The organism is Streptomyces sp. NPDC017993 (assembly GCF_044328065.1).
GTDB lineage: Bacteria > Actinomycetota > Actinomycetes > Streptomycetales > Streptomycetaceae > Streptomyces.
In genome coordinates, this window is sequence record NZ_JBIRGO010000002.1 from 224,337 (window position 1) to 247,371 (window position 23,035).

The 23,035-nt window shown below is 67.2% G+C and carries 19 protein-coding genes; 13 read left to right on the forward strand and 6 right to left on the reverse strand.

All coding sequences use genetic code 11. The features are described 5' to 3' along the window. Position 1 precedes the first annotated feature (1 nt). From rpsR to rpsF, 3 genes are all read right to left on the reverse strand, one after another. Positions 2-238, reverse strand: a complete 237-nt coding sequence (gene rpsR / locus ACH4FH_RS04050; RefSeq protein ID WP_003978893.1) for a 30S ribosomal protein S18 — start codon at positions 236-238, stop codon at positions 2-4. 111 nt (positions 239-349) lie between these two features. Continuing rightward, positions 350-952: a single-stranded DNA-binding protein gene (locus tag ACH4FH_RS04055; RefSeq protein ID WP_398554159.1), complete on the reverse strand. Its 603-nt coding sequence runs from the start codon at positions 950-952 to the stop codon at positions 350-352. A gap of 82 nt (positions 953-1,034) precedes the next feature. After that, the gene (gene rpsF, locus ACH4FH_RS04060) at positions 1,035-1,325 is read right to left on the reverse strand and encodes a 30S ribosomal protein S6 (protein ID WP_003978891.1); all 291 of its coding nucleotides are present in this window, start codon (positions 1,323-1,325) and stop codon (positions 1,035-1,037) included. Positions 1,326-1,555: 230 nt separating this feature from the next. Here rpsF and ACH4FH_RS04065 point away from each other — a divergent pair, with 230 nt between their 5' ends. From ACH4FH_RS04065 to ACH4FH_RS04075, 3 genes are all read left to right on the forward strand, one after another. Beyond that, complete coding sequence (locus ACH4FH_RS04065; protein WP_398554160.1) at positions 1,556-1,873, forward strand: hypothetical protein; 318 nt, start codon at positions 1,556-1,558, stop codon at positions 1,871-1,873. Positions 1,874-2,002: 129 nt separating this feature from the next. After that, positions 2,003-3,121, forward strand: coding sequence for a lipid II:glycine glycyltransferase FemX (locus tag ACH4FH_RS04070; protein WP_398554161.1), 1,119 nt, complete (start codon positions 2,003-2,005; stop codon positions 3,119-3,121). A gap of 65 nt (positions 3,122-3,186) precedes the next feature. Then, positions 3,187-4,218, forward strand: a complete 1,032-nt coding sequence (locus tag ACH4FH_RS04075) for an alanine racemase (RefSeq protein WP_398554162.1) — start codon at positions 3,187-3,189, stop codon at positions 4,216-4,218. 93 nt (positions 4,219-4,311) lie between these two features. Here the strand turns inward: ACH4FH_RS04075 and ACH4FH_RS04080 are convergent, their stop codons facing one another. Together ACH4FH_RS04080 and ACH4FH_RS04085 are read right to left on the reverse strand one after the other, a co-directional pair. After that, positions 4,312-5,793, reverse strand: coding sequence for a glycosyltransferase family 87 protein (locus ACH4FH_RS04080; protein ID WP_398554163.1), 1,482 nt, complete (start codon positions 5,791-5,793; stop codon positions 4,312-4,314). A 130-nt stretch (positions 5,794-5,923) separates the two neighbouring features. Next, positions 5,924-8,572 (reverse strand): transglycosylase domain-containing protein, encoded by a 2,649-nt coding sequence (locus ACH4FH_RS04085; RefSeq protein WP_398554164.1) that lies wholly within the window; start codon positions 8,570-8,572, stop codon positions 5,924-5,926. 361 nt (positions 8,573-8,933) lie between these two features. Between ACH4FH_RS04085 and ACH4FH_RS04090 the strand changes: the two genes are divergently transcribed. The 4 genes from ACH4FH_RS04090 to ACH4FH_RS04105 all read left to right on the forward strand — a co-directional run bounded on the left by ACH4FH_RS04090 (position 8,934) and on the right by ACH4FH_RS04105 (position 12,775). Further along, positions 8,934-9,614: a PadR family transcriptional regulator gene (locus ACH4FH_RS04090; protein ID WP_398554165.1), complete on the forward strand. Its 681-nt coding sequence runs from the start codon at positions 8,934-8,936 to the stop codon at positions 9,612-9,614. Positions 9,615-9,660: 46 nt separating this feature from the next. After that, positions 9,661-10,743: an inositol-3-phosphate synthase gene (locus ACH4FH_RS04095; RefSeq protein WP_398554166.1), complete on the forward strand. Its 1,083-nt coding sequence runs from the start codon at positions 9,661-9,663 to the stop codon at positions 10,741-10,743. 88 nt (positions 10,744-10,831) lie between these two features. Next, positions 10,832-12,112, forward strand: a complete 1,281-nt coding sequence (locus ACH4FH_RS04100; RefSeq protein ID WP_398554167.1) for an MFS transporter — start codon at positions 10,832-10,834, stop codon at positions 12,110-12,112. A gap of 90 nt (positions 12,113-12,202) precedes the next feature. Next, on the forward strand, positions 12,203-12,775 hold the full coding sequence (locus ACH4FH_RS04105) for a hypothetical protein (RefSeq protein ID WP_398554168.1): 573 nt from the start codon (positions 12,203-12,205) through the stop codon (positions 12,773-12,775). A gap of 101 nt (positions 12,776-12,876) precedes the next feature. Here the strand turns inward: ACH4FH_RS04105 and ACH4FH_RS04110 are convergent, their stop codons facing one another. Continuing rightward, positions 12,877-14,349 (reverse strand): CCA tRNA nucleotidyltransferase, encoded by a 1,473-nt coding sequence (locus ACH4FH_RS04110; protein ID WP_398554169.1) that lies wholly within the window; start codon positions 14,347-14,349, stop codon positions 12,877-12,879. Positions 14,350-14,592: 243 nt separating this feature from the next. On the opposite strand from ACH4FH_RS04110, the gene ACH4FH_RS04115 reads away from it, so the two are divergent. The 6 genes from ACH4FH_RS04115 (at position 14,593) to ACH4FH_RS04140 (ending at position 22,962) form a co-directional block, all read left to right on the forward strand. Continuing rightward, entirely contained in the window at positions 14,593-16,866 is a 2,274-nt protein-coding gene (locus ACH4FH_RS04115; RefSeq protein WP_398554170.1) for a DUF6049 family protein, read from the forward strand. A gap of 46 nt (positions 16,867-16,912) precedes the next feature. Further along, positions 16,913-19,120, forward strand: a complete 2,208-nt coding sequence (murJ, locus tag ACH4FH_RS04120; protein WP_398554171.1) for a murein biosynthesis integral membrane protein MurJ — start codon at positions 16,913-16,915, stop codon at positions 19,118-19,120. Between the two features lie 107 nt (positions 19,121-19,227). Further along, positions 19,228-20,943: a protein kinase family protein gene (locus tag ACH4FH_RS04125; RefSeq protein WP_398554172.1), complete on the forward strand. Its 1,716-nt coding sequence runs from the start codon at positions 19,228-19,230 to the stop codon at positions 20,941-20,943. 78 nt (positions 20,944-21,021) lie between these two features. Further along, on the forward strand, positions 21,022-21,327 hold the full coding sequence (locus ACH4FH_RS04130; protein WP_398554173.1) for a hypothetical protein: 306 nt from the start codon (positions 21,022-21,024) through the stop codon (positions 21,325-21,327). Then, positions 21,302-22,036, forward strand: a complete 735-nt coding sequence (gene sigM / locus ACH4FH_RS04135) for an RNA polymerase sigma factor SigM (RefSeq protein WP_398554174.1) — start codon at positions 21,302-21,304, stop codon at positions 22,034-22,036. Before ACH4FH_RS04130 ends, sigM begins: the two co-directional genes overlap by 26 nt. Then, entirely contained in the window at positions 22,033-22,962 is a 930-nt protein-coding gene (locus ACH4FH_RS04140; RefSeq protein ID WP_398554175.1) for an anti-sigma factor family protein, read from the forward strand. The genes sigM and ACH4FH_RS04140 overlap by 4 nt, the downstream gene beginning before the upstream one ends. The last annotated feature ends 73 nt before the right edge of the window (positions 22,963-23,035 follow it).

The following is a 23,035-nucleotide window of genomic DNA, read 5'->3' on the forward strand; positions in this document are numbered from 1 at the left end:
CTTATCGCGCGGTGGACGTGTAGGGCAGCAGCGCCATCTCACGGCTGTTCTTCACGGCCGTGGCGACGTCACGCTGGTGCTGAGTGCAGTTGCCGGTGACTCGGCGGGCACGGATCTTGCCGCGGTCGGAAATGAACTTCCGCAGCAGGTTCGTGTCCTTGTAGTCAACGTAGGAGATCTTCTCCTTGCAGAACACGCAAACCTTCTTCTTAGGCTTGCGAGCAGGCGGCTTCGCCATTATCTCTCTCCAGTGAGTTCAAGAAGTTTGTGCTGACGCCCTTGAGGCCCCTGGCCGTTTCGCGGCGCTGTTTCACGTGAAACAGCGCGGAGACGGACCAGCTGTACGGACCTAGAAGGGCGGCTCGTCCGAGTAACCGCCGCCGGAGCTACCGCCCCAGCCACCGCCGCCGCCACCGCCACCCTGCTGGCCACCGCCGGCAGGCGCGTTGGTCGCCCACGGGTCGTCGGCGGGAGCACCGCCGCCGCCCTGCTGGCCGCCACCGGGGCCGCCGCCCCAGCCGCCGCCACCCTGGCCGCCACCGCCCTGCTGACCGCCGCCGAAGCCGCCGCCACCCTGGCCACCACGACCGCTGGTCTTGGTGATCTTGGCCGTGGCGTTCTTGAGGCTCGCGCCCACTTCCTCGACGTCGAGCTCGTAGACCGTGCGCTTCACGCCCTCGCGGTCCTCGTACGACCGCTGCTTGAGGCGGCCCTGCACGACCACACGGGTACCCCGCGTGAGGGACTCGGCGACGTTCTCCGCCGCCTGACGCCACACCGAGCAGGTCAGGAACAGGCTCTCGCCGTCCTTCCACTCATTGGTCTGACGGTCGAAGGTGCGGGGAGTGGACGCGACGCGGAACTTCGCGACCGCCGCACCGGACGGGGTGAAGCGCAGCTCGGGGTCGTCGACAAGATTGCCGACGACCGTGATGACGGTCTCGCCTGCCATTAGGGGAACCTCTCGGCGGGTGTGCTGCTGGCTGCTGGTGTTGCTGCTACTCGGACCCGGTTACCGCTGAACGCTTACGCGGTCAGTGGGTCTCGGGACGGAGGACCTTGGTCCGGAGGACCGACTCATTCAGGTTCATCTGACGGTCGAGCTCCTTGACGACCGCAGGCTCGGCCTGCAGGTCGATGACCGAGTAGATGCCCTCGGGCTTCTTGTTGATCTCGTAAGAGAGACGACGACGGCCCCAGGTGTCGACCTTCTCGACCTTTCCGTTGCCCTCACGGACGACGGAGAGGAAGTTCTCGATCAGCGGGGAGACAGCGCGCTCCTCGAGATCGGGGTCGAGGATGACCATCACCTCGTAGTGACGCATGTAGAACCCACCTCCTTTGGACTCAGCGGCCACGGTCGTTCCGTGGCAGGAGGGTCATGATGCGTTCCGCGCCGAGACCGGCCAGATCATCTGGACAGACATGGGCGCAGACCGTACAGAGTACCTGCCTCAAGCCTTCTGGTTGAAATCCGACCACCGCACCCCCAGTCTGGAACCCAACGGGTGTGAGCGGCGTTACAGTGCGCCGCCCTGTCAGTCGGAGGTGCCGCATGGCACAGGCAGTAAGGACCCAGCGCAATCTGCTCTCGCTGCTGAACAGCGATGGCAAGGCCCATCCGGTCGAAAACACCATGATCGCGGTGACCCTTGTGCTCGGCGCGGTCGCCATCTTCACCACGTTCTCGCAGAGCCTGCACCTGGTCAGCTCCTGGGCCGGCCTCGTCGGAATCGGCACCGGGGCCTGGGGCCAGTTCATCTCCTCGACGACAGGTGAACGCTTCCTGTTGATCATCGGTCTAGGGGCATCAGCCGTGGGCTTCTTCCTCGGTATGGCCCATGGCGGCCTCTTCGGCGGCGTACTCGGTTAGCCCTGGATCCGGGGGCCGTACGGAGCAAGCCCCGTACGGCCCAGACGGGGCGCTCCCCGGTCACAGTAGGCTTCGGCGCGAGAGCCGGAGCCCCGACCATGGGGACACACCTGCCGAGGAGCGCCCCGCATGAGCCTGACCCTGAGGACCATCAGCCGAGAGCAGCATCTGGCTTACATCCAGAGCCTGCCCGCGGCCAGCCACATGCAGGTCCCGGCCTGGGCTGACGTCAAGGCCGAATGGCGGTCCGAGAGCCTGGGCTGGTTCGACGCCAACGGCGAACTGGTCGGCGCCGGACTGGTCCTCTACCGCCAGTTGCCCAAGATCAAGCGCTACCTGGCGTACCTGCCCGAGGGCCCGGTCATCAATTGGTATGCGCCGAACCTGGACGACTGGCTCCAGCCGATGCTGCGCCACCTCAAGCAGCAGGGCGCCTTCTCCGTGAAGATGGGCCCGCCGGTCGTCATCCGTCGCTGGGACGCCGCGGCGATCAAGTCCGGCATCCAGAGCCCGGACGTCAAGCGCCTGCGTGACGTCGAGGCCACCCACATCGAGCCGCGGGCCTTCGAGGTCGCCGACAAGCTGCGCCGCATGGGCTGGCAGCAGGGCGAGGACGGCGGCGCCGGCTTCGGCGACGTACAGCCTCGCTACGTCTTCCAGGTGCCGCTGGCCAACCGCTCCCTGGAGGATGTCCACAAGGGCTTCAACCAGCTGTGGCGCCGCAACATCAAGAAGGCCGAGAAGGCCGGTGTCGAGGTCGTCCAGGGCAGCTACGAAGAGCTGGCCGAATGGCAGCGGCTGTACGAGATCACCGCGGAGCGCGACCACTTCCGCCCGCGTCCGCTCAGCTACTTCCAGCGCATGTGGACAGCCCTCAACTCCGAGGACCCCAACCGCATGCGCCTCTACTTCGCCCGTCACGAGGGGGAGAACGTCGCGGCCGCCACGATGCTGATCGTCGGTGGCCACGTCTGGTACTCCTACGGCGCATCCGCCAACCACAAGCGCGAGGTCCGCCCGTCCAACGCGATGCAGTGGCGGATGCTGCGCGACGCCTACGCACTCGGCGCCACGGTCTACGACCTTCGCGGCATCAGCGACTCCCTGGACGAGAACGACCATCTCTTCGGCCTGATCCAGTTCAAGGTCGGCACGGGTGGGCAGGCAGCGGAGTACCTGGGTGAGTGGGACTTCCCGCTCAACAAGCTTCTGCACAAGGCTCTCGACATCTACATGTCGCGGCGCTGACCGCTCCACCGCATCGTTCGCACCTCTGACACACCCCAGCCACGAGAAAGGTTCCGGGCCCGGCCATGGCGCTCACCCTCTACGTCGACACCGCGCGCTGGCGGGCGCATCAGCAGAGCGTTCTCCAGCAGTTCCCCGGGCTGGTCCCGGTCTGCAAGGGCAACGGTTACGGCTTCGGCCATGAGCGCCTTGCCGATGAGGCGACCCGCCTCGGTGCCGACATCCTGGCGGTCGGTACGACCTACGAAGCTGCCCGCATCAAGGATTTCTTCAGCGGTGATCTGCTCGTACTGACTCCCTTCCGCCACGGCGAGGAGCCGGTGCCGCTGCCCGACCGGGCCATCCGCTCGGTCTCCTCGGTCGAAGGCGTGGGCGGCCTGGTCGGTGCCCGAGTCGTCATCGAGGTCATGAGCAGCATGAAGCGGCACGGCGTCACGCCGGAGGAGCTTCCCAAGCTGGCCGCGGCCATCGAAGACGTCCGGCTCGAAGGCTTTGCCATCCACCTGCCGCTCGACCGCACCGACGGGACCGACGCGGTCGAGGAAGTCATCGGCTGGATGGACCGGCTGCGTGCCGCCAGGCTCCCCCTGCACACCATGTTCGTCAGCCACCTCAAGGCCAACGAACTCGCCCGGCTACAGCAGCAGTTCCCCCAGACGCGCTTCCGCGCCCGGATCGGAACCCGGCTGTGGCTCGGCGATCACGACGCCACGGAGTACCGCGGCTCGGTTCTCGACGTCACCCGCGTGGCGAAGGGCGACCGCTTCGGCTACCGCCAGCAAAAGGCCGCGTCCGACGGCTACTTGGTCGTGGTGGCCGGCGGCACCTCGCACGGCGTGGGCTTGGAGTCGCCCAAGGCCCTGCACGGTGTGATGCCGCGCGCCAAGGGTGTGGCGCGAGCCGGTCTGGCGACCGTCAACCGCAATCTCGCGCCCTACGTATGGGCCGGGAAGCAGCGTTGGTTCGCGGAGCCCCCGCACATGCAGGTGTCGATCCTGTTCGTTCCCAGTGACGCGCCCGAGCCAAAGGTCGGCGATGAACTGGTGGCCCACCTGCGCCACACCACCACGCAGTTCGACCGCGTCGTGGAGCGCTGAGGCGGCCGCACCCCACTCCAGGACCACTGAGGGCCCGGTGCCGCAGGCAATCGCTGCGGCACCGGGCCCTCGGCCTTGACCAGGCTGCGGGTTTCACTCCCGCACGGCTCCCCAGCGCACCTGTGGCGCGCTCTCGAAGTGCGCCGCGTGGCGCGGCGCGTGGTGAGCCCGCCCCAGCACGAACACATCGGGCGTACGGTCCAGCACACCGCCCGAGGGGTCGTCGTCGCCATCCTGGCGGACCACATCGCGCTCCGGCAGCAGGATGTCCCGTACGACCACCGCGCACAGGTACAGGGTCCCCAACAGGTGCAGCATGATGGCCAGTTGGTAGCCGTCCAGGGGTAGCCCCTGGTGCTTGTCACCGTTGCCCGTGTAGGCGAGGTACATCCAGATCCCGAGGAAGTACATGACCTCACAGGTCTGCCAGATCAAGAAGTCCCGCCAGCGCGGCCGGGCCAGCGCGACGAGCGGAATCAGCCATAGAACGTACTGCGGCGAATAGACCTTGTTGGTGAGAATGAAGAGCGCCACGACGAGGAACGCAAGCTGGGCGAACCGTGGCCGGCGCGGCGCGTAGAGCGTCAGGAGAGCGATGCCTCCGCAGCCCACGAGCATCAGCAGCGTGGCGTAGGTGTTGGCGTTCTCCAGCGGGTTTCCGGTCCGCTGGGAGATCAGCAACCAGACCGAGCCGAAGTCGATCGGCCGTTCCTGGCTGAAGGTGTAGAACTTCGCCCAGCCCTCCCGGATGTGCCATCCGGACGCGTCGTGCATGACCATCACCGGCAGATTCACCACGAGCCACGCCACGACAGCACCCGCCACTGCCTTCCCGTACGCGCGCCAGGCCCCCGCGCGCCAGCAGAGGGCCAGCAGCGGCCCCAAGAGCAGGACCGGGTACAGCTTTGCCGCAGTCGCCAGCCCGATCAGGACACCGGCAGCCAGCGGGCGACTGCGCGACCACATCAGCATTGCCGCTGCGGTCAGCGCGATAGCCAGCAGGTCCCAGTTGATGGTGGCGGTAAGTGCGAAAGCGGGCGCCAGGGCAACCAGGAGACCGTCCCACGGGCGCCGCCGATGCGTACGGGCCACACACACCGCGATGACCGCCGCGCACGCCATCAGCATGCCGGCGTTGACCAGCCAGTAGACCTGCTCGCGGTGCTGGATCGTGCCGCCGTCAGGAGTCATCCACGAGGCGACCTCCATGAAGACGCCGGTCAGCACGGGGTACTCGAGGTATTCCATGTCACCGGGCAGCCGGTCGAAATACGGGATCAGCCCGTCCGCGAAACCTCGACCAGCGTAGAGATGAGGAATGTCGGAGTAGCAGGCGTGGATGTACTGGCTCGTGGCGCCGAAGAACCAGCCGCCGTTGTAGCAGGGAAGCTTTTGCACCATGCCGAGCGCGAACATGCCGATGGCGATGAGTGCGATGACCCGGACCGGTGTCAGCCAGCTCGTTCCGAGCAGCGCATGCCGGCCGATGGGCCCTCCGATCAGCTCGCTCCCGGCCGCCGCAACCTCATCCCGCTTCGTCGGCCGTACGGGCTCGTCCTGTCGCACGCTCGTCATGGCCCCATCCTGCCGTAAAGCCCTGACGCGAACGTGGCGAAGCCCCCGCCCGGTTCAGCCGGGTCGAGGGCTTCGTGGTCCACGTTTCACGTGAAACAGTCACCGTTTCACGTGAAACAGGGGTCGATCATTAGGGTTCCGTGGCGCTGGGGCCGCCGAACAACCCGCCATTGCCATTTCCATTGCCCGGATCGGGAGTGGGACTCGTCTCGCCACCGGTGCTACCACCCGGATCACCGGGATCTCCGCCGGTGGTTCCACCGTTCTCCTTGCACCTGATGTCCCAGTCGGAGCAGGTCTCCGTCGGAGTGGGACTCGGGGAGTCGCTCGGGGAAGCAGAGTCGCTGGGTGTCCCGGAAGGCGTCTCGGACGGGTTCTCCGACGGTGTCGGGGACGGCGTGGGGCTCGGCATCCCTTCCTGGTCGAAACGCTGACCGATGGGCTGAGCAGGGGTGAAGCTCTCCTGCGGCACGCCCTTCATCGCCTGCAGCATGTACTCGGTCCAGACTTCGGTCGGCAACGCGCCACCGTGGATCGAGTCGAACCCACCGACACCGTTCATCGAGAGCTGGCGCGGGTTCTTCGGATCCTCACGGAACATCGTGACGGCCGTCGAAAGCTGCGGGGTGTAACCCACGAACCAGGCCGACTTGTTCTGGTCGGTGGTGCCGGTCTTACCCGCGGCCGGCCTACCCAGCCGCTTCGCGTCCTTTGCCGTGCCGTTCTGGATGACGTTCTCCAGCACCTCGGTCACGTTGTTGGCGATGTTGGAATCCATCGCCGACTCCTGCTCGGGCTTGTCGAAGCCCGACACATCTACGCCTCCGGACGTCAGCTTTGTCACCGAGTACGGCTCAACCTTCGTTCCCGAGTTGGCGAAAGTCGCGTAGGCGTCGGCCATACGGATGGCACTCGGAGTGGAGGTGCCCAGCGCGAAGGACGGGTTCAGGTTCTTGTCGAAACTGCCCTCGGAAATGCCGGTGGCCTGCGCCATGTCCCGCACCTTGTCCATCCCGACATCCATGCCGAGCTGAACGAACGGGGTGTTCACCGACTGCTCCATCGCCTTCGTCAGAGGAATGTATCCCCAGCGATGATCGCTTTCGTTTTCCTGATAGAAGGGCGAGTTATCCCGCTTCCGGACGAAATTGCCTTCCGCGTCCTTCACCTTGAGATGATCGTTGCCGTTGTAGCGGCTCGCAGGGGAGATCGGCTGATGGTTGCTGACGCTCGTCCCGTCCTGCATCGCCGCAGCCAGCACGAAAGGCTTCCAGGTGGAGCCGACCGGCACACCGAAGGTGTCGGCGTTGTTGCTGAAGTGGCCCTTGTCGTAACCCTCACCGCCATACAAAGCGACGATCTTGCCGTCTCCCGGCACCACAGAAGCTGCGCCGAACTGGACGTATTTGTCCTTCAGGCGCTCCTTCGGGTCGATGTACCGCTTGTCGACATTCTTGACCGAGTCCTCTAGCTCACGGGTCCTACGCTCGTTGAAGGTCGTCCGGATCGTGTAGCCGCCCTTGTCGAACTGCCGCTCACTGATGCCGTGCTTCAGCACATACTTCTTCGCGGTGTCCATCAAGTACCCGATTTGGCCCTTCTTGCTGGCCACGGGCTCAGGGTCGCGGGGCATCGGGAAGTTCTTCACGGTGTACTTGGCGCGCTCGCTCTTCTTCATGAGCTTGTTCTCGACCTCCCGGTCGAGAATCCAGGACCACCGCGCCTGCGCACGCTTGGTGTTCGAGTCCCGGTCGGAGTGCGGGCCTGTACCACCCGCCGGGTCGTACAGGTCAGCACCCTTGAGCACGGTCGCCAGCAAGGCACTTTCGTCAGGCTCGAGCTCCGCCGCGTCCTTGCCGTAGTACGCCTGCGCCGCCGCCTGGATCCCATAGGCACCGCGACCGTAGTAGCTGGTGTTCAGGTAGCCCTGCAGGATCTCGCGCTTGTCGACCTTCGCGCCCACCTTTATCGAGATGAACAGCTCTTTGAACTTACGTTCAAGCGTTTGCTCCTGGGTCAGGATCGCGTTCTTCACGTACTGCTGGGTGATGGTGGAGCCACCCTGGGTGTCGCCGCCCTTGGCCATGTTGAACAGGGCGCGTGCGATACCCATCGGGTCGACGCCCGAGTCCGACCAGAACGACGCGTTCTCCGCCGCGATGGCCGCGTTCTGCATGTGGCTCGGGATCTCGCCGATGTTGACGTTCTGCCGGTTCGCCTCGCCGTCCCGGGCCATGACCTTGCCGTTGGCCCACAGGTAGACGTTGTTCTGCTGCTTCGCGGCCTTGCTCTCGTCCGGAACGTCCACCACCGCCAGCGCGACGCCGGCTGCTCCGACGATCAGGCCGAGAAAGGTGACCATCAGGCCCGATACCTGTTTCCAGGACGGGACAAAGCGGCGCCAGCCGAAGCGGTTGGCACGCGGATAGTCGATGAAGCGCTTCCTGGCAGGCTCCCCGCCTCCTCGGCCACCCTCAGGGCCGTTTCCGCCACCGCCGGTGCGGCGTCGGCCTCCACCACGGCCGGCGCCACCTCCGCCAGAGGCCATCGCCTCTCTGTCGGGCGCTCGCCGGCGACCGCCGCGCTGTGCGGCCCTGCGAGCCTCGGCCCGGCCACCTGACGGACGCTCCTGGCCGTAGGGGTCGGAATTGGGCACAGGGCCGGCAGCGGAGCCACGTGAGGGCGCCGCGCGGCGCCCTGTTGGCTGCTGCGCGGCGCGTCGGGCCGCGGCACGTCCGCCACCCTGCGGCTGTGGCGATTTGCGACGGTGCTCGCTCATGGAACGAATACTCCTCGGGCAGGCGCGCTATCTCGTCGCCTGAAGGCGGCAGTTGTCTTCAGGTCCCCCCGATGCACGACCCGCTCCTGACGCGCGAGCCGCACTACACCGAGGACAGGGACGCCACAACTAGGTCCACGGTTCCCGGCAGTCTGCATGCCGCACAGACTACGCAGGGCCAAAACCTGCCCAGCGTTGAAATTCACTCCAAATCAGTCAGGTCGCCTGGAGCAAATTGGTGATGTGACGCCGTTCACCGACCCCCCACTTGTTCCAGCCGGGAGAGCGTTCTATCGTCTGGATGTATCGAGTCGATACATCAGGACGACATAAAGAGCGCACGAGGCCAAGGGGGCGGAGGATGAGCAGGCGTTCCGGCATCCTCGAGTTCGCCGTCCTCGGCCTTCTCCGCGAGTCGCCGATGCACGGGTATGAGCTGCGGAAACGGCTCAACACTTCACTCGGCGTCTTCCGTGCGTTCAGCTACGGCACGCTCTACCCCTGCCTCAAGGCGCTGGTCGCGAGCGGCTGGCTCATCGAGGAGACGGGCGGTGCGCCCGAGGGCGTACCCGCCGCGGCACTGACAGGGCGCCGGGCGAAGATCGTCTACCGATTGACCGCAGCGGGCAAAGAGCACTTCGAGGAGCTGCTCGCCCACTCCGGCCCGGATGCGTGGGAGGACGAGCACTTCGGCGTCCGCTTCGCGTTCTTCGGTCAGACATCGCGGGACGTCCGGATGCGCGTGCTGGAAGGCCGCCGTAGCCGGCTGGAGGAGCGCCTCGAAAGAATGCGCACCTCCTTGTCCAGGACCCGCGAGCGGCTGGACGACTACACCCTCGAACTGCAACGTCACGGCATGGAGTCCGTGGAGCGCGAGGTGCGGTGGCTGAACGAGCTCATCGAAAGTGAGCGCGCCGGACGCGAGCAGCGCGCCCCGGAGCCCGCAGAGCGGGACAAGAAGGACCAGTCAGGAGATACGGGCGGCCTGCCCCGGCACCGGGGTGGTTCCCGGCCGGATCCGTCCGATGACACCACCACATGAGGTCCTGCGGTGCAGGTCCTCATCGAGAACACAGGGAGCAACCGGAATGGGTTCGGTTCGCGTAGCCATCGTCGGCGTGGGCAACTGCGCCGCCTCGCTGGTACAGGGCGTCGAGTTCTACAAGGACGCAGACCCGGACAGCCGCGTGCCTGGCCTCATGCACGTGCAGTTCGGTGACTACCACGTGCGTGACATCGAGTTCGTGGCTGCCTTCGATGTCGACGCCAAGAAGGTCGGCCTCGACCTCTCGGACGCCATCGGCGCCAGCGAGAACAACACCATCAAGATCTGCGACGTGCCGAACGCCGGCGTGCAGGTCCAGCGCGGCCACACCCTGGACGGGCTGGGCAAGTACTACCGGATGACGATCGAGGAGTCCGAGGAGGCCCCGGTCGACATCGTCCAGATCCTCAAGGACAAGCAGGTCGACGTTCTGGTCTGCTACCTCCCTGTCGGCTCCGAGGACGCGGCGAAGTACTACGCCCAGTGCGCCATCGACGCCAAGGTCGCCTTCGTCAACGCCCTCCCGGTCTTCATCGCCGGCACCAAGGAGTGGGCGGACAAGTTCACCGAGGCCGGCGTCCCGATCGTCGGTGACGACATCAAGTCCCAGGTCGGCGCCACGATCACGCACCGCGTGATGGCCAAGCTCTTCGAGGACCGGGGCGTCATCCTGGACCGCACGATGCAGCTGAACGTCGGCGGCAACATGGACTTCAAGAACATGCTCGAGCGAGAGCGCCTGGAGTCCAAGAAGATCTCCAAGACGCAGGCCGTCACCTCCCAGATCCGGGACCGCGAGATGGGCGAGGACAACGTCCACATCGGCCCGTCGGACTTCGTGGCCTGGCTGGACGACCGCAAGTGGGCATACGTCCGCCTTGAGGGACGCGCCTTCGGCGATGTGCCGCTGAACCTCGAGTACAAGCTCGAGGTCTGGGACTCCCCGAACTCCGCCGGCGTCATCATCGATGCCCTGCGCGCCGCGAAGATCGCCAAGGACCGGGGAATCGGCGGCCCGATCCTGTCGGCGTCCTCGTACTTCATGAAGTCGCCGCCGGTGCAGTACTTCGACGACGAGGCGCACGCGAACGTCGAGAAGTTCATCCGGGGCGAGGTCGAGCGCTGAGGCGCCCACCGCACCGTCTCTCCGCAGGCCTCCGGGTATTCCACCTGGAGGCCTGCGGGCTGTCTGAGGCTGTGTGAAGCTGAGCCCCATGCATGCTGTGCGCGACCTCCGCGTATTACTCCACCTACGCGACTTCCGGTCCCTCCTGGCCGCACGGCTTCTCTCCCAGGCGGCGGACGGCGTCTATCAGGTGGCTCTTGCCGCCTACGTCGTCTTCTCACCCGAGAAGCAGACCTCGCCCGCGGCCATCGCCTCGGCCATGGCGATCCTGCTGCTTCCCTACTCGCTCCTCGGACCGTTCACCGGGGTGCTGCTCGACCGCTGGCGGCGTCGGCAGGTGCTGCTGTACGGCAACCTGCTGCGGACCGCGCTGGCCACGGTGACAGCGGCACTGATCATGGTCCAGGTCCCCGACTGGCTCTTCTACGCATCGGCCCTCTCCGTGACCGCCGTGAACCGCTTCGTTCTGGCCGGACTCTCCGCCGCCCTCCCCCGGGTCGTCGACGACGAACAGCGGCTCGTCATGGCCAACTCCCTTACGCCTACGGCGGGAACGCTCGCCGCTACGGCCGGTGGCGGGCTTGCCCTGGCGGTGCGGCTCGCCGGCCCCGACGTGGACGCCATCGTCGTACTGCTCGCCTCCGCGCTCTATTTCTGCTCGTCCGTCACAGCTCTGCGACTGGCTCCGGGGTCGCTGGGACCCGACCCGTCGGAGCTCCAACCCCACCTGCGGGAAGCTGTGTTGAGCACCGTGAGGGGCCTCGTGGAAGGTATGCGGCACGTCGCGGAGCGACGCACGCCGGCACGCGCACTTGCCGCCATGACCACGGTCCGCTTCTGCTACGGCGCCCTGACCGTCACGGTGCTCATGCTGTGCCGATACGCCTGGACCGACAATGATGCGGACGGCCTCGGTCTGCTCGGCGTCACTGTCGGAGTCTCAGGAGCGGGGTTTTTCGCGGCCGCCGTTATCACCCCGTGGGCCGTCGAGCGGGTCACCGCCTTCGGGTGGATCGCCTGTTGCGCCGGCCTGGGCGCGGTGCTGGTGCCCGCCCTCGGCCTCTTCTTCGCGCCGGCGCCGATGCTGACGGCCGCATTCATGCTCGGGCTGGGCACCCAGGCCACCAAGATTTCCACGGACACCGTGGTGCAGTCATCCGTCGACGACGCCTTCCGCGGCCGGATCTTTGCCGTCTACGACGTGCTGTTCAACGTCGCCTTCGTCGGCGCCGCAGCGGTCGCCGCCCTCATGCTGCCGCCAGACGGAAGATCAACTGTTCTGTTGGTCTTCGTGGCCTGCCTGTACGCGGCGGTCTTCGCAGCAATGGTGCGCAAGGGGCGTCGCTGGACACCGCTCTCCTGGAGTTAGGTGTCGAGCCCCTGCGAAGGCCGCTGACGCACCCGATACCTTACGGGCGTCACACCTCAGCCTGGACACTTCAAAATCGGGGGAACACGCATGACCACACCGCATCAAGGCCAGTACCCATACGGCCAGGCGCCGTACGGACAGCAGCCGTACGGACAGAGCCCGTACCCGCAGGCACCCCAAGCACCCCAGGCCCCGTACGGACAGCCGCAGCCCGGCTATGGATATCCCCAGCAGCAGGCGCCCTACGGGCAGCAGCCGCAGCCGGGTTACCCGCAGGCCCCGCAGCAGCCCTACATGCAGGGCGGTTCCCCCGTTCCGCCCTCAAGGCCGTCCCGCGGCCGTTCCCCCATGGCGATATTGAAGGGGATAGGCGTTGTCTTCGCTCTGATCGTGTGCGCGTTCTTCTGGGTGAGCAGTTGGGATGACGCCGACACCGCGGAGGTGGGGGACTGCATGAAGAACAACGGCAACCAGATCAACCCCGACCTCGAGGTGGTCGACTGCGGCACGGCGGAGGCCAAGTACAAGGTGGCGGAGGTCCACACGGACACCACCGACACATCCCTCTGCCCGAAGAGCACCACGGCCTACGGGGAGAGCCAGCACCGCCGGAGGGGTTCCGACACGAGGTTCGTGCTCTGCCTCACCGTCGAGAAGTAGAGCGGGCCGACCCCGTCATCTCGTAGCGGCGAGCCGTGTTTCACGTGAAACACGGCGGTTCACCACCGACCGTTTCACGTGAAACACAGCACCGTCCGCCCTCAGCCTTGGGCGGCCCACCATTCCTTGAGCACGGCCACTGCGGCGTCACGTTCCATGGGGCCGTGCTCAAGCCGCATCTCGAGCAGGTGCTGGTATGCCTTGCCGACCTCAGGGCCGGGGGCGATGCCCAGAATTTTCATGATGTCGTTGCCGTCCAGGTCAGGCCGGATCGCGTCCAGCTCTTCCTGTTCCTGCAGCAACGCGATGCGCTCCTCAAGGCCGTCATAAGCGCGCGACAGGGCGTTGGCCTTGCGCTTGTTGCGCGTGGTGCAGTCCGAGCGCGTCAGCTTGTGGAGCCGCTCGAGCTGAGGACCGGCGTCCCGGACGTAGCGACGAACCGCCGAGTCCGTCCAATCTCCCGTGCCATAGCCGTGGAAGCGCAGGTGCAGCTCCACCAGACGCGACACGTCCTTCACCATGTCGTTGGAGTACTTCAGAGCGGTCATCCGCTTCTTGGTCATCTTCGCTCCCACCACCTCGTGGTGGTGGAAGGACACTCGACCGTCCTTCTCGAAACGCCGCGTCCTGGGCTTACCGATGTCGTGCAGAAGAGCCGCCAGCCGCAGCACCAGATCAGGACCGTCCTCTTCGAGGTCGATCGCCTGCTCCAGCACCGTCAGTGAGTGCTCGTAGACATCCTTGTGGCGGTGATGCTCGTCACTTTCCAGCTGGAGCGCCGGCAGCTCCGGGAGGACCCGTTCGGCCAGTCCCGAGTCGACGAGCAACCGCAGTCCCTTGCGCGGGTGCGGCGACAGGATCAGCTTGTTCAGCTCGTCCCGCACGCGCTCCGCAGAGACGATCTCGATGCGCTCGGACATCGCCTTCATGGCGGTGACGACCTCGGGCGCGACCTCGAAGTCGAGCTGGGCGGCGAAGCGGGCCGCGCGCATCATGCGCAGCGGGTCATCGGAGAACGAGCCCTCGGGGGTCCCTGGTGTCCGCAGAACGCGGGCGGCGAGGTCCTCCAGGCCGCCGTGCGGGTCGACGAACTCCTTCTGCGGCAGAAACACAGCCATGGCGTTCACCGTGAAGTCACGGCGGACCAGGTCCTGCTCGATGGAGTCGCCGTAGGACACCTCGGGCTTGCGCGAGGTGCGGTCGTACGCCTCGGATCGGTAGGTGGTGACCTCGATATCGAACGAGCTCTTCTTACAGCCGACAGTGCCGAAGGCGATGCCGACCTCCCAGACCGCATCCGCCCACGGACGAACGATCTTCAAGACGTCTTCGGGGCGCGCGTCGGTGGTGAAGTCGAGATCGTTACCGAGCCGGCCGAGCAACGCGTCCCGGACCGAACCGCCGACCAGGGCAAGCGTGAACCCGGCCTCCTGGAAGCGGCGGGCCAGGTCGTCCGCGACGGGGGACACCCGCAGCAGTTCGCTCACGGCACGGCGCTGTACGTGACTCAACGCGTTCGTCGACTGCGGAGTCCGGTCGGGCTGCGGGGCGATGTCATTGTTGGCGTTCGGCACAACAGAACAGAGTACGTGCCTGTGCTGCACGAGGCGGCACCCTATTAAGGGGACAGGCATCCGGTCCCCGGCCCACGATCATGTGGCGCAGTCCCCGGCACCACGCCGCAGCGGGCCTCGTTACCATTCGTGGACGCACATTCCGACGACCACTGACGACGACGAGGGACGGGCGAGCGCGTGGCCGAGGCGGCAGGGTTCCAGGGGACTGAACGGCCGCGTGGTCGATGGCTGAGAAGGACCGTGGCACTGCTCACCGGAGTACCCCTGCTCGTGGGGCTGCTCCAGGTCCCACAGGCACCCTCCGCGCACGCGGCTCCGACGGGCTCCCGCACCGTCGACGTCACCATCGATTCGATGACCCCGTCGGCTCCCGCGAAGTCCGACACCGTCACGGTCTCCGGCACGCTGACCAACGACAGCAAGTCCGCGATCACCGATGCGCATGTCGGGATGAGCCGCAGCTCGGCCCTCGGTGGCCGGAGCGCCATCGACACCGCGGCCAAGCGCACCGGCTATGTTCCGGGCGTGGACGGCCAGGAGGTCAAGGGACACACGGAGAAGGTCGCCAGGCTCGATCCCGGTGTGAGCCGCTCCTTCACCCTCAGCGTGCCGGTGAAGGACCTCCACCTCGGCCAGGACGGCATTTACCAGCTCGGCGTCTCGCTGTCGGGCCGCACTCCGGCCGCGCCTTTCGAGCACGTACTCGGCATCGACCGGACTTTCCTGCCCTGGCAGGAGTCGGACGCCGACAAGAAGACGCAGCTCACGTACATGTGGCCGCTGATCTCCTCTACGCATCTCACCGCCGAGACCGACGCCGACGCCCAGCAGACACCGGTCTTCCGCGATGACGATCTCGCTGCGGAGATCGCCCCCGGCGGGCGCCTGCAGCAGATGGTCGCGCTCGGCAAGAACCTGCCGGTGACTTTTGTCATCGACCCCGATCTGCTCGCCACCGTCGACGCGATGGCAAAGACCTACAAGGTCGACGGCCCGGACGGCCCCACAGGCAAGAACCAGGCAGTCGCCAAGCAGTGGCTGACGGACCTCGAAGAAGCGGTGAAGACCCACGAGGTGGTCGCGCTGCCGTTCGCCGACCCCGACCTGGCCTCGCTCGCTCACCACGGTAAGAGCGTGCCCAGGGCTCTCAGCCACCTCGGGCCGGCCACCGAACTCGCCGCGAAGACGGTCGACACGGTTCTCGGCGTCAAGCCGCGCACGGACTTCGCCTGGCCCGTCGACGGCGCGATCGACTCTTCGGTCGTCGATGTCGCCACCTCTGCCGGCGCGCACAACGTCATCACCCGCAGCGACAGCCTGCGCGACCCCGGTGTGCCCTACACCCCGACCGCGGCCCGGCCCATCGGCGGCGGCAATACGGCGGTCGTCGCGGACACGCGGCTCTCCCGCGCCTTCGAAGGCAATATGGCCGATGCCGGGGCAGCGTCCCACGCGGTCCAGGAGTTTCTCGCTCAGACCCAGATGATCGGCCGGCAGAGCCCGGGCCGACAGCGCAGCATCGTGGTCGCGCCGCAGCGCATGCCCTCGGCCAGCCAGGCCCAGGCCATGGCCTCCGCGCTGCGGGCTCTGGAGTCGGGACGCTGGACGCAGCCGCTGGACCTCAGCCGCGCCGCGAAGGCGAAGCCGGATCCGTCAGCCAACCGGCAGGTGCCGAGCGGAGCCACCTACCCGGCCTCTCTCCGCAGGCAGGAACTGCCGACCGAGGCCTTCCGGCAGATCCAGGACACCCAGTCCGCGCTGGACGAGTTCCAGGTGATCCTCGACCAGCCGGAACGCGTCGTCACACCGTTCGGCACCGCCATAATGCGCGAGATGTCGACCTCGTGGCGGGGTGACTCCTCGGGCGCCACGGGTTTCCGGAACTCCGTACGGAGCTACCTCAGCGGTCTGACCAAGAAGGTCAGCCTGATCCAGAAGTCGGACGCGACGCTCTCCGGGCGCAGCGCCACGATTCCGGTGACGGTGCAGAACAACCTCGTCCAGGGTGTCGAGGACATGACCCTGGAACTGAGCTCTTCGCAGCCCAATCGTCTGGACGCGGGCAAGCCTCAGCGGATCAAGGTGGACGGCGGCCACAGCCAGTCGTTCAAATTCGACACCACGGCGAACGCCAACGGTCGAGCCTGGGTGACGGCCCAGCTCTACACATCGGACGGCAAGCCCTACGGTGACCCCATGACGTTCCAGGTGAACGTCACGGAGATCACCGCGACGGTCATGCTCGTCATCGCGGGAGGTGTCCTGCTGCTCGTCCTCGCCGGCGTGCGGATCTATCTTCAGCGCAAGCGGCATGCCGCCGAGAGCACCGAGGACGGGCCCGACGGCGACGACGGCGACGACGGCGACGGCGACGGTTCCGAGGGTGGGGGAGACACGGACGGCGACAACGGCGGCACGGACGGCGATGCGCCCGAGCAGCCGAGTGACCCCACGCCGGACACCGGTTCGGAAAGCCCGGACGCGTCCGGCTCAGGTGAGAAAGTGGACCGTTGATAGATGGCGGGGCCGGATGGCCGGCGACGGATGAGGTGGGGCAGCGATGAATGCGCCGTACGACGGTGACCGCAGCCGGGGCGCCCACGGCGACCCCCCGGGGCCGGTCCCTGCGACGCCCCAGGCCCCCGCGGCCCAGGACCCCTATGTCCAGGACGCCTACCGCAACGATCCGCACCATGCCCAGGACCCGACGGTCCAGGATCCGGTTGCCGATGCGCTCTACGACCGCGCCGCCCACCCGCCGCCGCCTCCCGGCCAGGCCCCGCATCCGCTGTATCAGCAGCCTCCCGCGGCACGGCACACACCCGACCCGCAGTTGTGGGCCTCGCCGCCGCCTCCCGAGCCGCAAGGCCCGACCCGAAACCTTCCGTACGGCGACGACGCGGCGACGACACAGTTCGTAGGGGTCGACGACCTGATCACCCAAGCCGCGGACGAACGCCCGGAGCCCGATGCCTTCGCGCATCTCTTCCGGGACCAGCAGCAGCCTTACGACCCCCAGCGTCCCGCGGGTCCCCCCGTAGCCGGGGACGGTCAGGGGCCCGAGACGGGACCGCAGCCAGGCGCAGCCTCGCCGGAGGCCGCCCCCGTGGCGGCGGCCGGCGGCAAGTCTTCCGGCGGCCGCGCCTCCAGCCTCCTGAAGTCCAGCGCCCTGATGGCCGCGGGCACGATGGTCTCCCGGCTCACCGGCTTCGTCCGCTCGGCGCTCATCGTTGCGGCGCTCGGTGGCGCGGTCCTCGGTGACTCCTGGCAGGTGGCCTACCAGCTGCCCACGATGATCTTCATCCTGACCATCGGCGGCGGCCTGAACTCCGTCTTCGTCCCGCAGCTCGTGCGGGCGATGAAGGAGGACGAGGACGGCGGCGAGGCCTACGCCAACCGGCTGCTCACGCTGGTCGTCGTGATCCTCGGTGCGCTCACGGTCCTCGCGGTGTTCGCCGCACCGTTCCTGGTGAAGCTGGTTTCCTTCGACATCTCGCGGGATCCGGCGGCCAACGAAGTCGCCGTCGCGTTCACCCGCTACTGCGTGCCGACGATCTTCTTCATGGGCCTGCATGTCGTCATGGGCCAGATCCTCAACGCCCGCGGCCGCTTCGGCGCGATGATGTGGACACCGGTCCTCAACAACATCGTCATGATCGCCACCTTCGGCCTGTTCATCGGCGTCTACGGCTCAGCCGAGACCTCCCACATCGGTGTCACCACCATCCCCTCCGAGGGCATCCGCCTGCTGGGCATCGGCACGCTCCTCGGCCTGGTCGTCCAGGCCCTGGCGATGATCCCGTATCTGCGGGACGCGGACTTCAAGCTACGGCTGCGCTTCGACTGGCGCGGCCACGGCCTCGGCAAGGCCGCCAAGCTCGCCAAGTGGACGGTGCTCTTCGTCCTCGCGAACCAGGCGGGCGTCCTGGTCGTCACCCAGCTGTCCACCTGGGCCGGCAACACCGCCGACCAGCAGGGCCACCCGGGCACCGGCTTCATCTCCTACGCCAGCGCGCAGCTGATCTGGAACATGCCGCAGGCGATCATCACCGTCTCCGTGATGGCGGCGCTGCTGCCTCGGCTGGCCCGGTCGGCCCACGACGGTGACACCGGAGCGGTCCGGGACGACATGTCCCAAGGCCTGCGCACCTCGGCAGTCGCCATTGTCCCGATCTCCTTCGGGTTCCTCTCGCTCGGTATTCCGCTGTGCACCCTGGTCTACGGTTCGTCCGGCGCCGGTGTGCCGATGGGCTACATGCTGATGGCCTTCGGCGTCGGACTGATCCCCTTCTCGGTGCAGTACGTCGTCCTGCGCGCCTTCTACGCGTACGAGGACACCCGCACCCCCTTCTACAACACGGTGATCGTCGCCGCGGTCAACGCTGCGGCGTCCGCCCTCTGCTTCCTGGTGCTGCCCGCACGCTGGGCCGTGATCGGTATGGCGGCCTCGTACGGCCTCGCCTACATCATCGGCGTCGGAGTGGCCTGGCGCCGCCTGAGCAAGCGGATGGACGGTGACCTCGACACCGCGCATGTCGTCCGGACCTACGCGCGGCTGGCCGGTGCCAGCATCCCGGCCACAATCATCTCCGGGGCCGCGGTCTACGGCATCATGCAAGCGCTCGGCACCGGGGTTCTCGGCTCGCTCGCGGCCCTCGTGGGGGGTGGCGCCGCACTTCTGGGCGTCTTCTTCGTCGCCGCTCGCAAGATGCGCATCGAAGAGCTGAATGCGCTGGTGGGAATGGTTCGCGCCAAGCTGGGGCGCTGACCGAGCACAACCATCGACCGCCTCCGTGTGTCGTGCATAGTGGCGGACTGTGGGCACAATTGTCTTGGCTCAATGAGCCTGCAACGGATGGGGAGGCAGGAACGACGGTGGCGGAACGGAGCACGGCTGCCGTCGACGTGGCCGACACGAGCGGTGAGGAACCGCTGACCGCCCAGGCGGGTAAGGCCACGGACGACGGTGCGGAGGCCGAGAAGGTATCCGGCAGGGATGAGGACGCCGCGGGCACCGGTGAGAAGCCGGCCGCGGGGCCCGACGCCCAGCCACCGGAACTGCACAGTGGCCACAAGCTCGCCAGACGCTACCGCCTCGAGGAGTGCGTCACCCGTCTGGACGGCTTCAGCAGCTGGCGTGCGGTCGATGAGAAGCTGCGCCGGGCCGTGGGTGTCCACATCCTGCCCGCCGACCATCCGCGGGCCCGCCCCGTGCTGTCCGCGGCGCGTTCCTCCGCGCTGCTCGGTGACCCCCGGTTCGTCCAGGTCCTCGACGCCGTCGAGGAGAACGATCTCGTTTACGTCGTCCACGAATGGCTGCCGGACGCCACCGAACTCTCCACCGTGCTCGCGAGCGGCGCGCTCGAACCGCACGACGCGTACCAGCTGGTCAGCCAGGTCTCCCAGGCCATGGCAGCCGCGCACCGCGAGGGCTTGGCCCATCTGCGGATCACGCCCGGCTCGGTGCTGCGTACGGAATCCGGGCAGTACCGCATTCGTGGTCTCGCCGTCATGGCCGCCCTGCGCGGCATCAGCTGCGAGCACCCCCAGCGCACGGACACCGAGGCGATCGGAGCGCTGCTGTACGCCGCGCTGACACAGCGCTGGCCCTACGAGAACGACGCGTACGGTCTCACCGGCCTGCCGAAGGGTGTCGGGCTGATCGCTCCCGACCAGGTGCGGGCGGGCGTCCACCGCGGGCTGTCCGAGCTGGCCATGCGGGCATTGGTCAACGACGGTGCCACCGCTTCCCGCCAGGAACAGCCGTGCACCACTCCGGAAGAGCTGTCCAAGGCCGTGGCGGCCATGCCGCGCATCCGCCCGCCGGAGACGTCCTTCACCACCCCACCGCCCTACCAGCGCACCGGATTCCAGCAGGGTTCCTACGGACAGCCCACGAGCCGCAACGGTCGGCCCGGCCATCCGACGCAGCCCGTGCCGGCCCCACCGCCCCCGCTGCAGAGCCGTACCGGAAAGGCGCTGAAGTGGTCTGTTTCGGCGCTGCTCATCGCGGCACTGGGGCTCGGCAGCTGGCAGCTGGCGGACACCCTCTTGAAGGGTGAGAAGCAGTCCGATTCGCCGGGCAGTTCCCAACCCGGCGGCGGTGCGGACAAGCCCGCTGCCAAGCCACTCGAGATCGCGAAGGCCACGGAGTTCTCGCCGCTGTCATCGCCCTTCGCCGATGAGCAAGCTCCCAACGCGGTGGACGGGGACCCAGGGACCGCCTGGGTGACCGGCCGCTTCAGGGGGATGGCGAACTTCGGCAACCTCCCGAGCCGCGCCGACGGAAGCGGCATCATCGTGGACCTCGGGAGCGAGAAGAACGTCTCCGGCGTAAAGGTCAGCATGCACCGCCCGGGGCAGACCGCCGAGGTGCTCGCCGCTGATCCGTCCGCGTCGGCCCCGACGTCGCTCGACGCCTTTTCCCAGCGTATCGGCAAGAAGAATAAGGTCGACGGCGAGCTGGCCGCGAGCCTCGACAAGCCCGTACGAACGCGTTATGTGCTGATTCACATCACGGAACTGCCGAGCGACGGCACTCCGGAGTGGTTCCGAGGCGGCATTTCGGAAATCAAGGTCACGGGCAGCTGACACAATGCCCCGTGCGCCCTCCAGCACCCGCTGGAGGGCGCATTGCGTTGGGCCTGCGCGATCAGACGACAGACGCCGTTGAGCAGGCACAACCGGGCCGCCTTGATTGCGCTGGAGGGCCACAGCGCGGCCCTGGACCCACGCACACAAGCTTCCCTGACGAGAATCCAGGTCGCCCTTTTCAGCTACCGCACGCTCTGCCGGTCAGCCGCGAGCATGGGGTTGGGGAATCAGAATTGCGTGCGCAGCCACAAGAAGGAATTTCGCCGCGAACAGACCGCCAGGGATTACCTGACGAATTGGTGTTTTCGCGTCATTTTTGGCCTGCTCATTTACTTTCCGGGCATCACCAGCTTCAATGGCTGCGAGGTTGAGTACCTGTAGCGGGGGGCTTGTGTCCACAGAGAGCAGCGAGGCGTCCACTCCGCCGAGCGACAGCGACCTCCTCGCGAGCCATGTCGCGGGTGACCCCGACGCCTTCGGAGAGATTGTCCGCCGGCACCGCGACCGGCTCTGGGCAGTGGCGCTGCGCACCCTCGGGGACCGGGAAGAAGCCGCCGACGCCGTCCAGGACGCGCTGGTCTCCGCCTATCGCGCCGCTCACACCTTCCGTGGTCAGTCGGCCGTGACGACCTGGCTTCACCGCATCACCGTCAATGCCTGTCTGGACCGCGCCCGCAAGGCCGCCTCCCGGCGTACGTCTCCGGTCGCGGAGACCGAGCGCCTGGAGCAGCTCCTGGAGCCCCACGAGTCCGCCGCCGTGCCCGCCGAGCGCAAGGATCTGCACCGCGAGCTGATCAGTGCCTTGCGCACCCTCCCGGAGGAACAGCGCGCGGCTCTCGTGCTGGTCGACATGCAGGGCTATCCGGTGGCCGAGGCCGCCGCGATCCTCGATGTCCCCACCGGCACGGTGAAGAGCCGCTGCGCACGCGGCCGCGCTCGACTCCTCCCGTTGGTCACCCATCTGCGCACTGACGACGGGGATAACAGACCCGCGGGCCGGGAAAGGAACCGGGCGCAGGGGACATCCGTCCCACCGACGGCAGGGCCGAACGACACAGGTGCCGTGAAGGGCGGAGGTGGGCGAGCGTGACGACGACCGGCACGGGTCAGCACCCGGAGGTCTCCGAGATCTCCGATCTCACGGATGGGCTGCTCTCGCCGTCTCGTACGGCGGATCTGCGTAACCACCTCGCCTCGTGCGCGCTGTGCGAGGACGTCTACGAGTCCCTGGAGGAGATCCGGGGGCTGCTCGGCACGCTCCCCGGCCCGAGCCGGATGCCGGCAGATGTCGCGGGACGCATCGATGCCGCACTCGCAGCTGAAGCGCTACTCGATGCCACGGCTCCTGCCACAGGAACGTTGGTTTCACGTGAAACAACGAGGGACCCTTCTCCTGTTTCACGTGAAACAGGAGAGAGCGTGCCTACCCGCGGCTCGACCTCCACCCGCCCGGCGGGCCGGCCCCGTGGGGTCTCCGGTCCGGGCCGTCAGACAACGGGTGGGCGGTCATCGCGCACACGACGCTGGCCCCGCCTCCTACTCGGCACCGCGGCAGCCGCAGCGGTGTTCGGTCTCGGCGGTCTCCTCGTCCAGAACGCCGCTACCGACGGCGCTCCGGGTAGCAGCCAGGACAGTTCCACCGCGGCCACCGGTCAGAGTGAAGGCGGCACGAGCGCCCTGACCTCGGCGACCCTTGGCTCGCATGTCCATGACCTTCTGAAGTCCAAGGGCACGCACAAGTCGCCGGAGATGGGTACCCGAAGCTCTCCCGAGACCCCGCTGCGCGGAGGGGCCGACACCATCCCGTCGTGCGTGCGCCAGGGCATCGGGCGTACGGAAACTCCGCTCGCGTCCACTCAGAGCCGCTACGAGGGCAAGGATGCCTTCCTCGTCGTCCTGCCCCACCCGTCCGACCCGTCTCAGGTCTCCGCGTATATCGTCTCTTCCTCCTGTATCTCCGCCACGCCGCCGGCTCCTGGCAAGGTCTTGCTGAGCCACTCCTACCAGCGAGACTGAGCGGCCGGCAGTGCACTGTGGGATTGCGGGAATGCTCGACCCGTAGGATCCGTTGGGTGGGGTGAGAGTTCCG

Coding starts and splice junctions, on each gene's coding strand:
- rpsR (WP_003978893.1), bottom strand. CDS start 238: ATGGCGAAGCCGCCTGCTCGCAAGCCTAAGAAGAAGGTTTGCGTGTTC.
- ACH4FH_RS04055 (WP_398554159.1), bottom strand. CDS start 952: ATGGCAGGCGAGACCGTCATCACGGTCGTCGGCAATCTTGTCGACGAC.
- rpsF (WP_003978891.1), bottom strand. CDS start 1,325: ATGCGTCACTACGAGGTGATGGTCATCCTCGACCCCGATCTCGAGGAG.
- ACH4FH_RS04065 (WP_398554160.1), top strand. CDS start 1,556: ATGGCACAGGCAGTAAGGACCCAGCGCAATCTGCTCTCGCTGCTGAAC.
- ACH4FH_RS04070 (WP_398554161.1), top strand. CDS start 2,003: ATGAGCCTGACCCTGAGGACCATCAGCCGAGAGCAGCATCTGGCTTAC.
- ACH4FH_RS04075 (WP_398554162.1), top strand. CDS start 3,187: ATGGCGCTCACCCTCTACGTCGACACCGCGCGCTGGCGGGCGCATCAG.
- ACH4FH_RS04080 (WP_398554163.1), bottom strand. CDS start 5,793: ATGACGAGCGTGCGACAGGACGAGCCCGTACGGCCGACGAAGCGGGAT.
- ACH4FH_RS04085 (WP_398554164.1), bottom strand. CDS start 8,572: ATGAGCGAGCACCGTCGCAAATCGCCACAGCCGCAGGGTGGCGGACGT.
- ACH4FH_RS04090 (WP_398554165.1), top strand. CDS start 8,934: ATGAGCAGGCGTTCCGGCATCCTCGAGTTCGCCGTCCTCGGCCTTCTC.
- ACH4FH_RS04095 (WP_398554166.1), top strand. CDS start 9,661: ATGGGTTCGGTTCGCGTAGCCATCGTCGGCGTGGGCAACTGCGCCGCC.
- ACH4FH_RS04100 (WP_398554167.1), top strand. CDS start 10,832: ATGCATGCTGTGCGCGACCTCCGCGTATTACTCCACCTACGCGACTTC.
- ACH4FH_RS04105 (WP_398554168.1), top strand. CDS start 12,203: ATGACCACACCGCATCAAGGCCAGTACCCATACGGCCAGGCGCCGTAC.
- murJ (WP_398554171.1), top strand. CDS start 16,913: ATGAATGCGCCGTACGACGGTGACCGCAGCCGGGGCGCCCACGGCGAC.
- sigM (WP_398554174.1), top strand. CDS start 21,302: ATGGCTGCGAGGTTGAGTACCTGTAGCGGGGGGCTTGTGTCCACAGAG.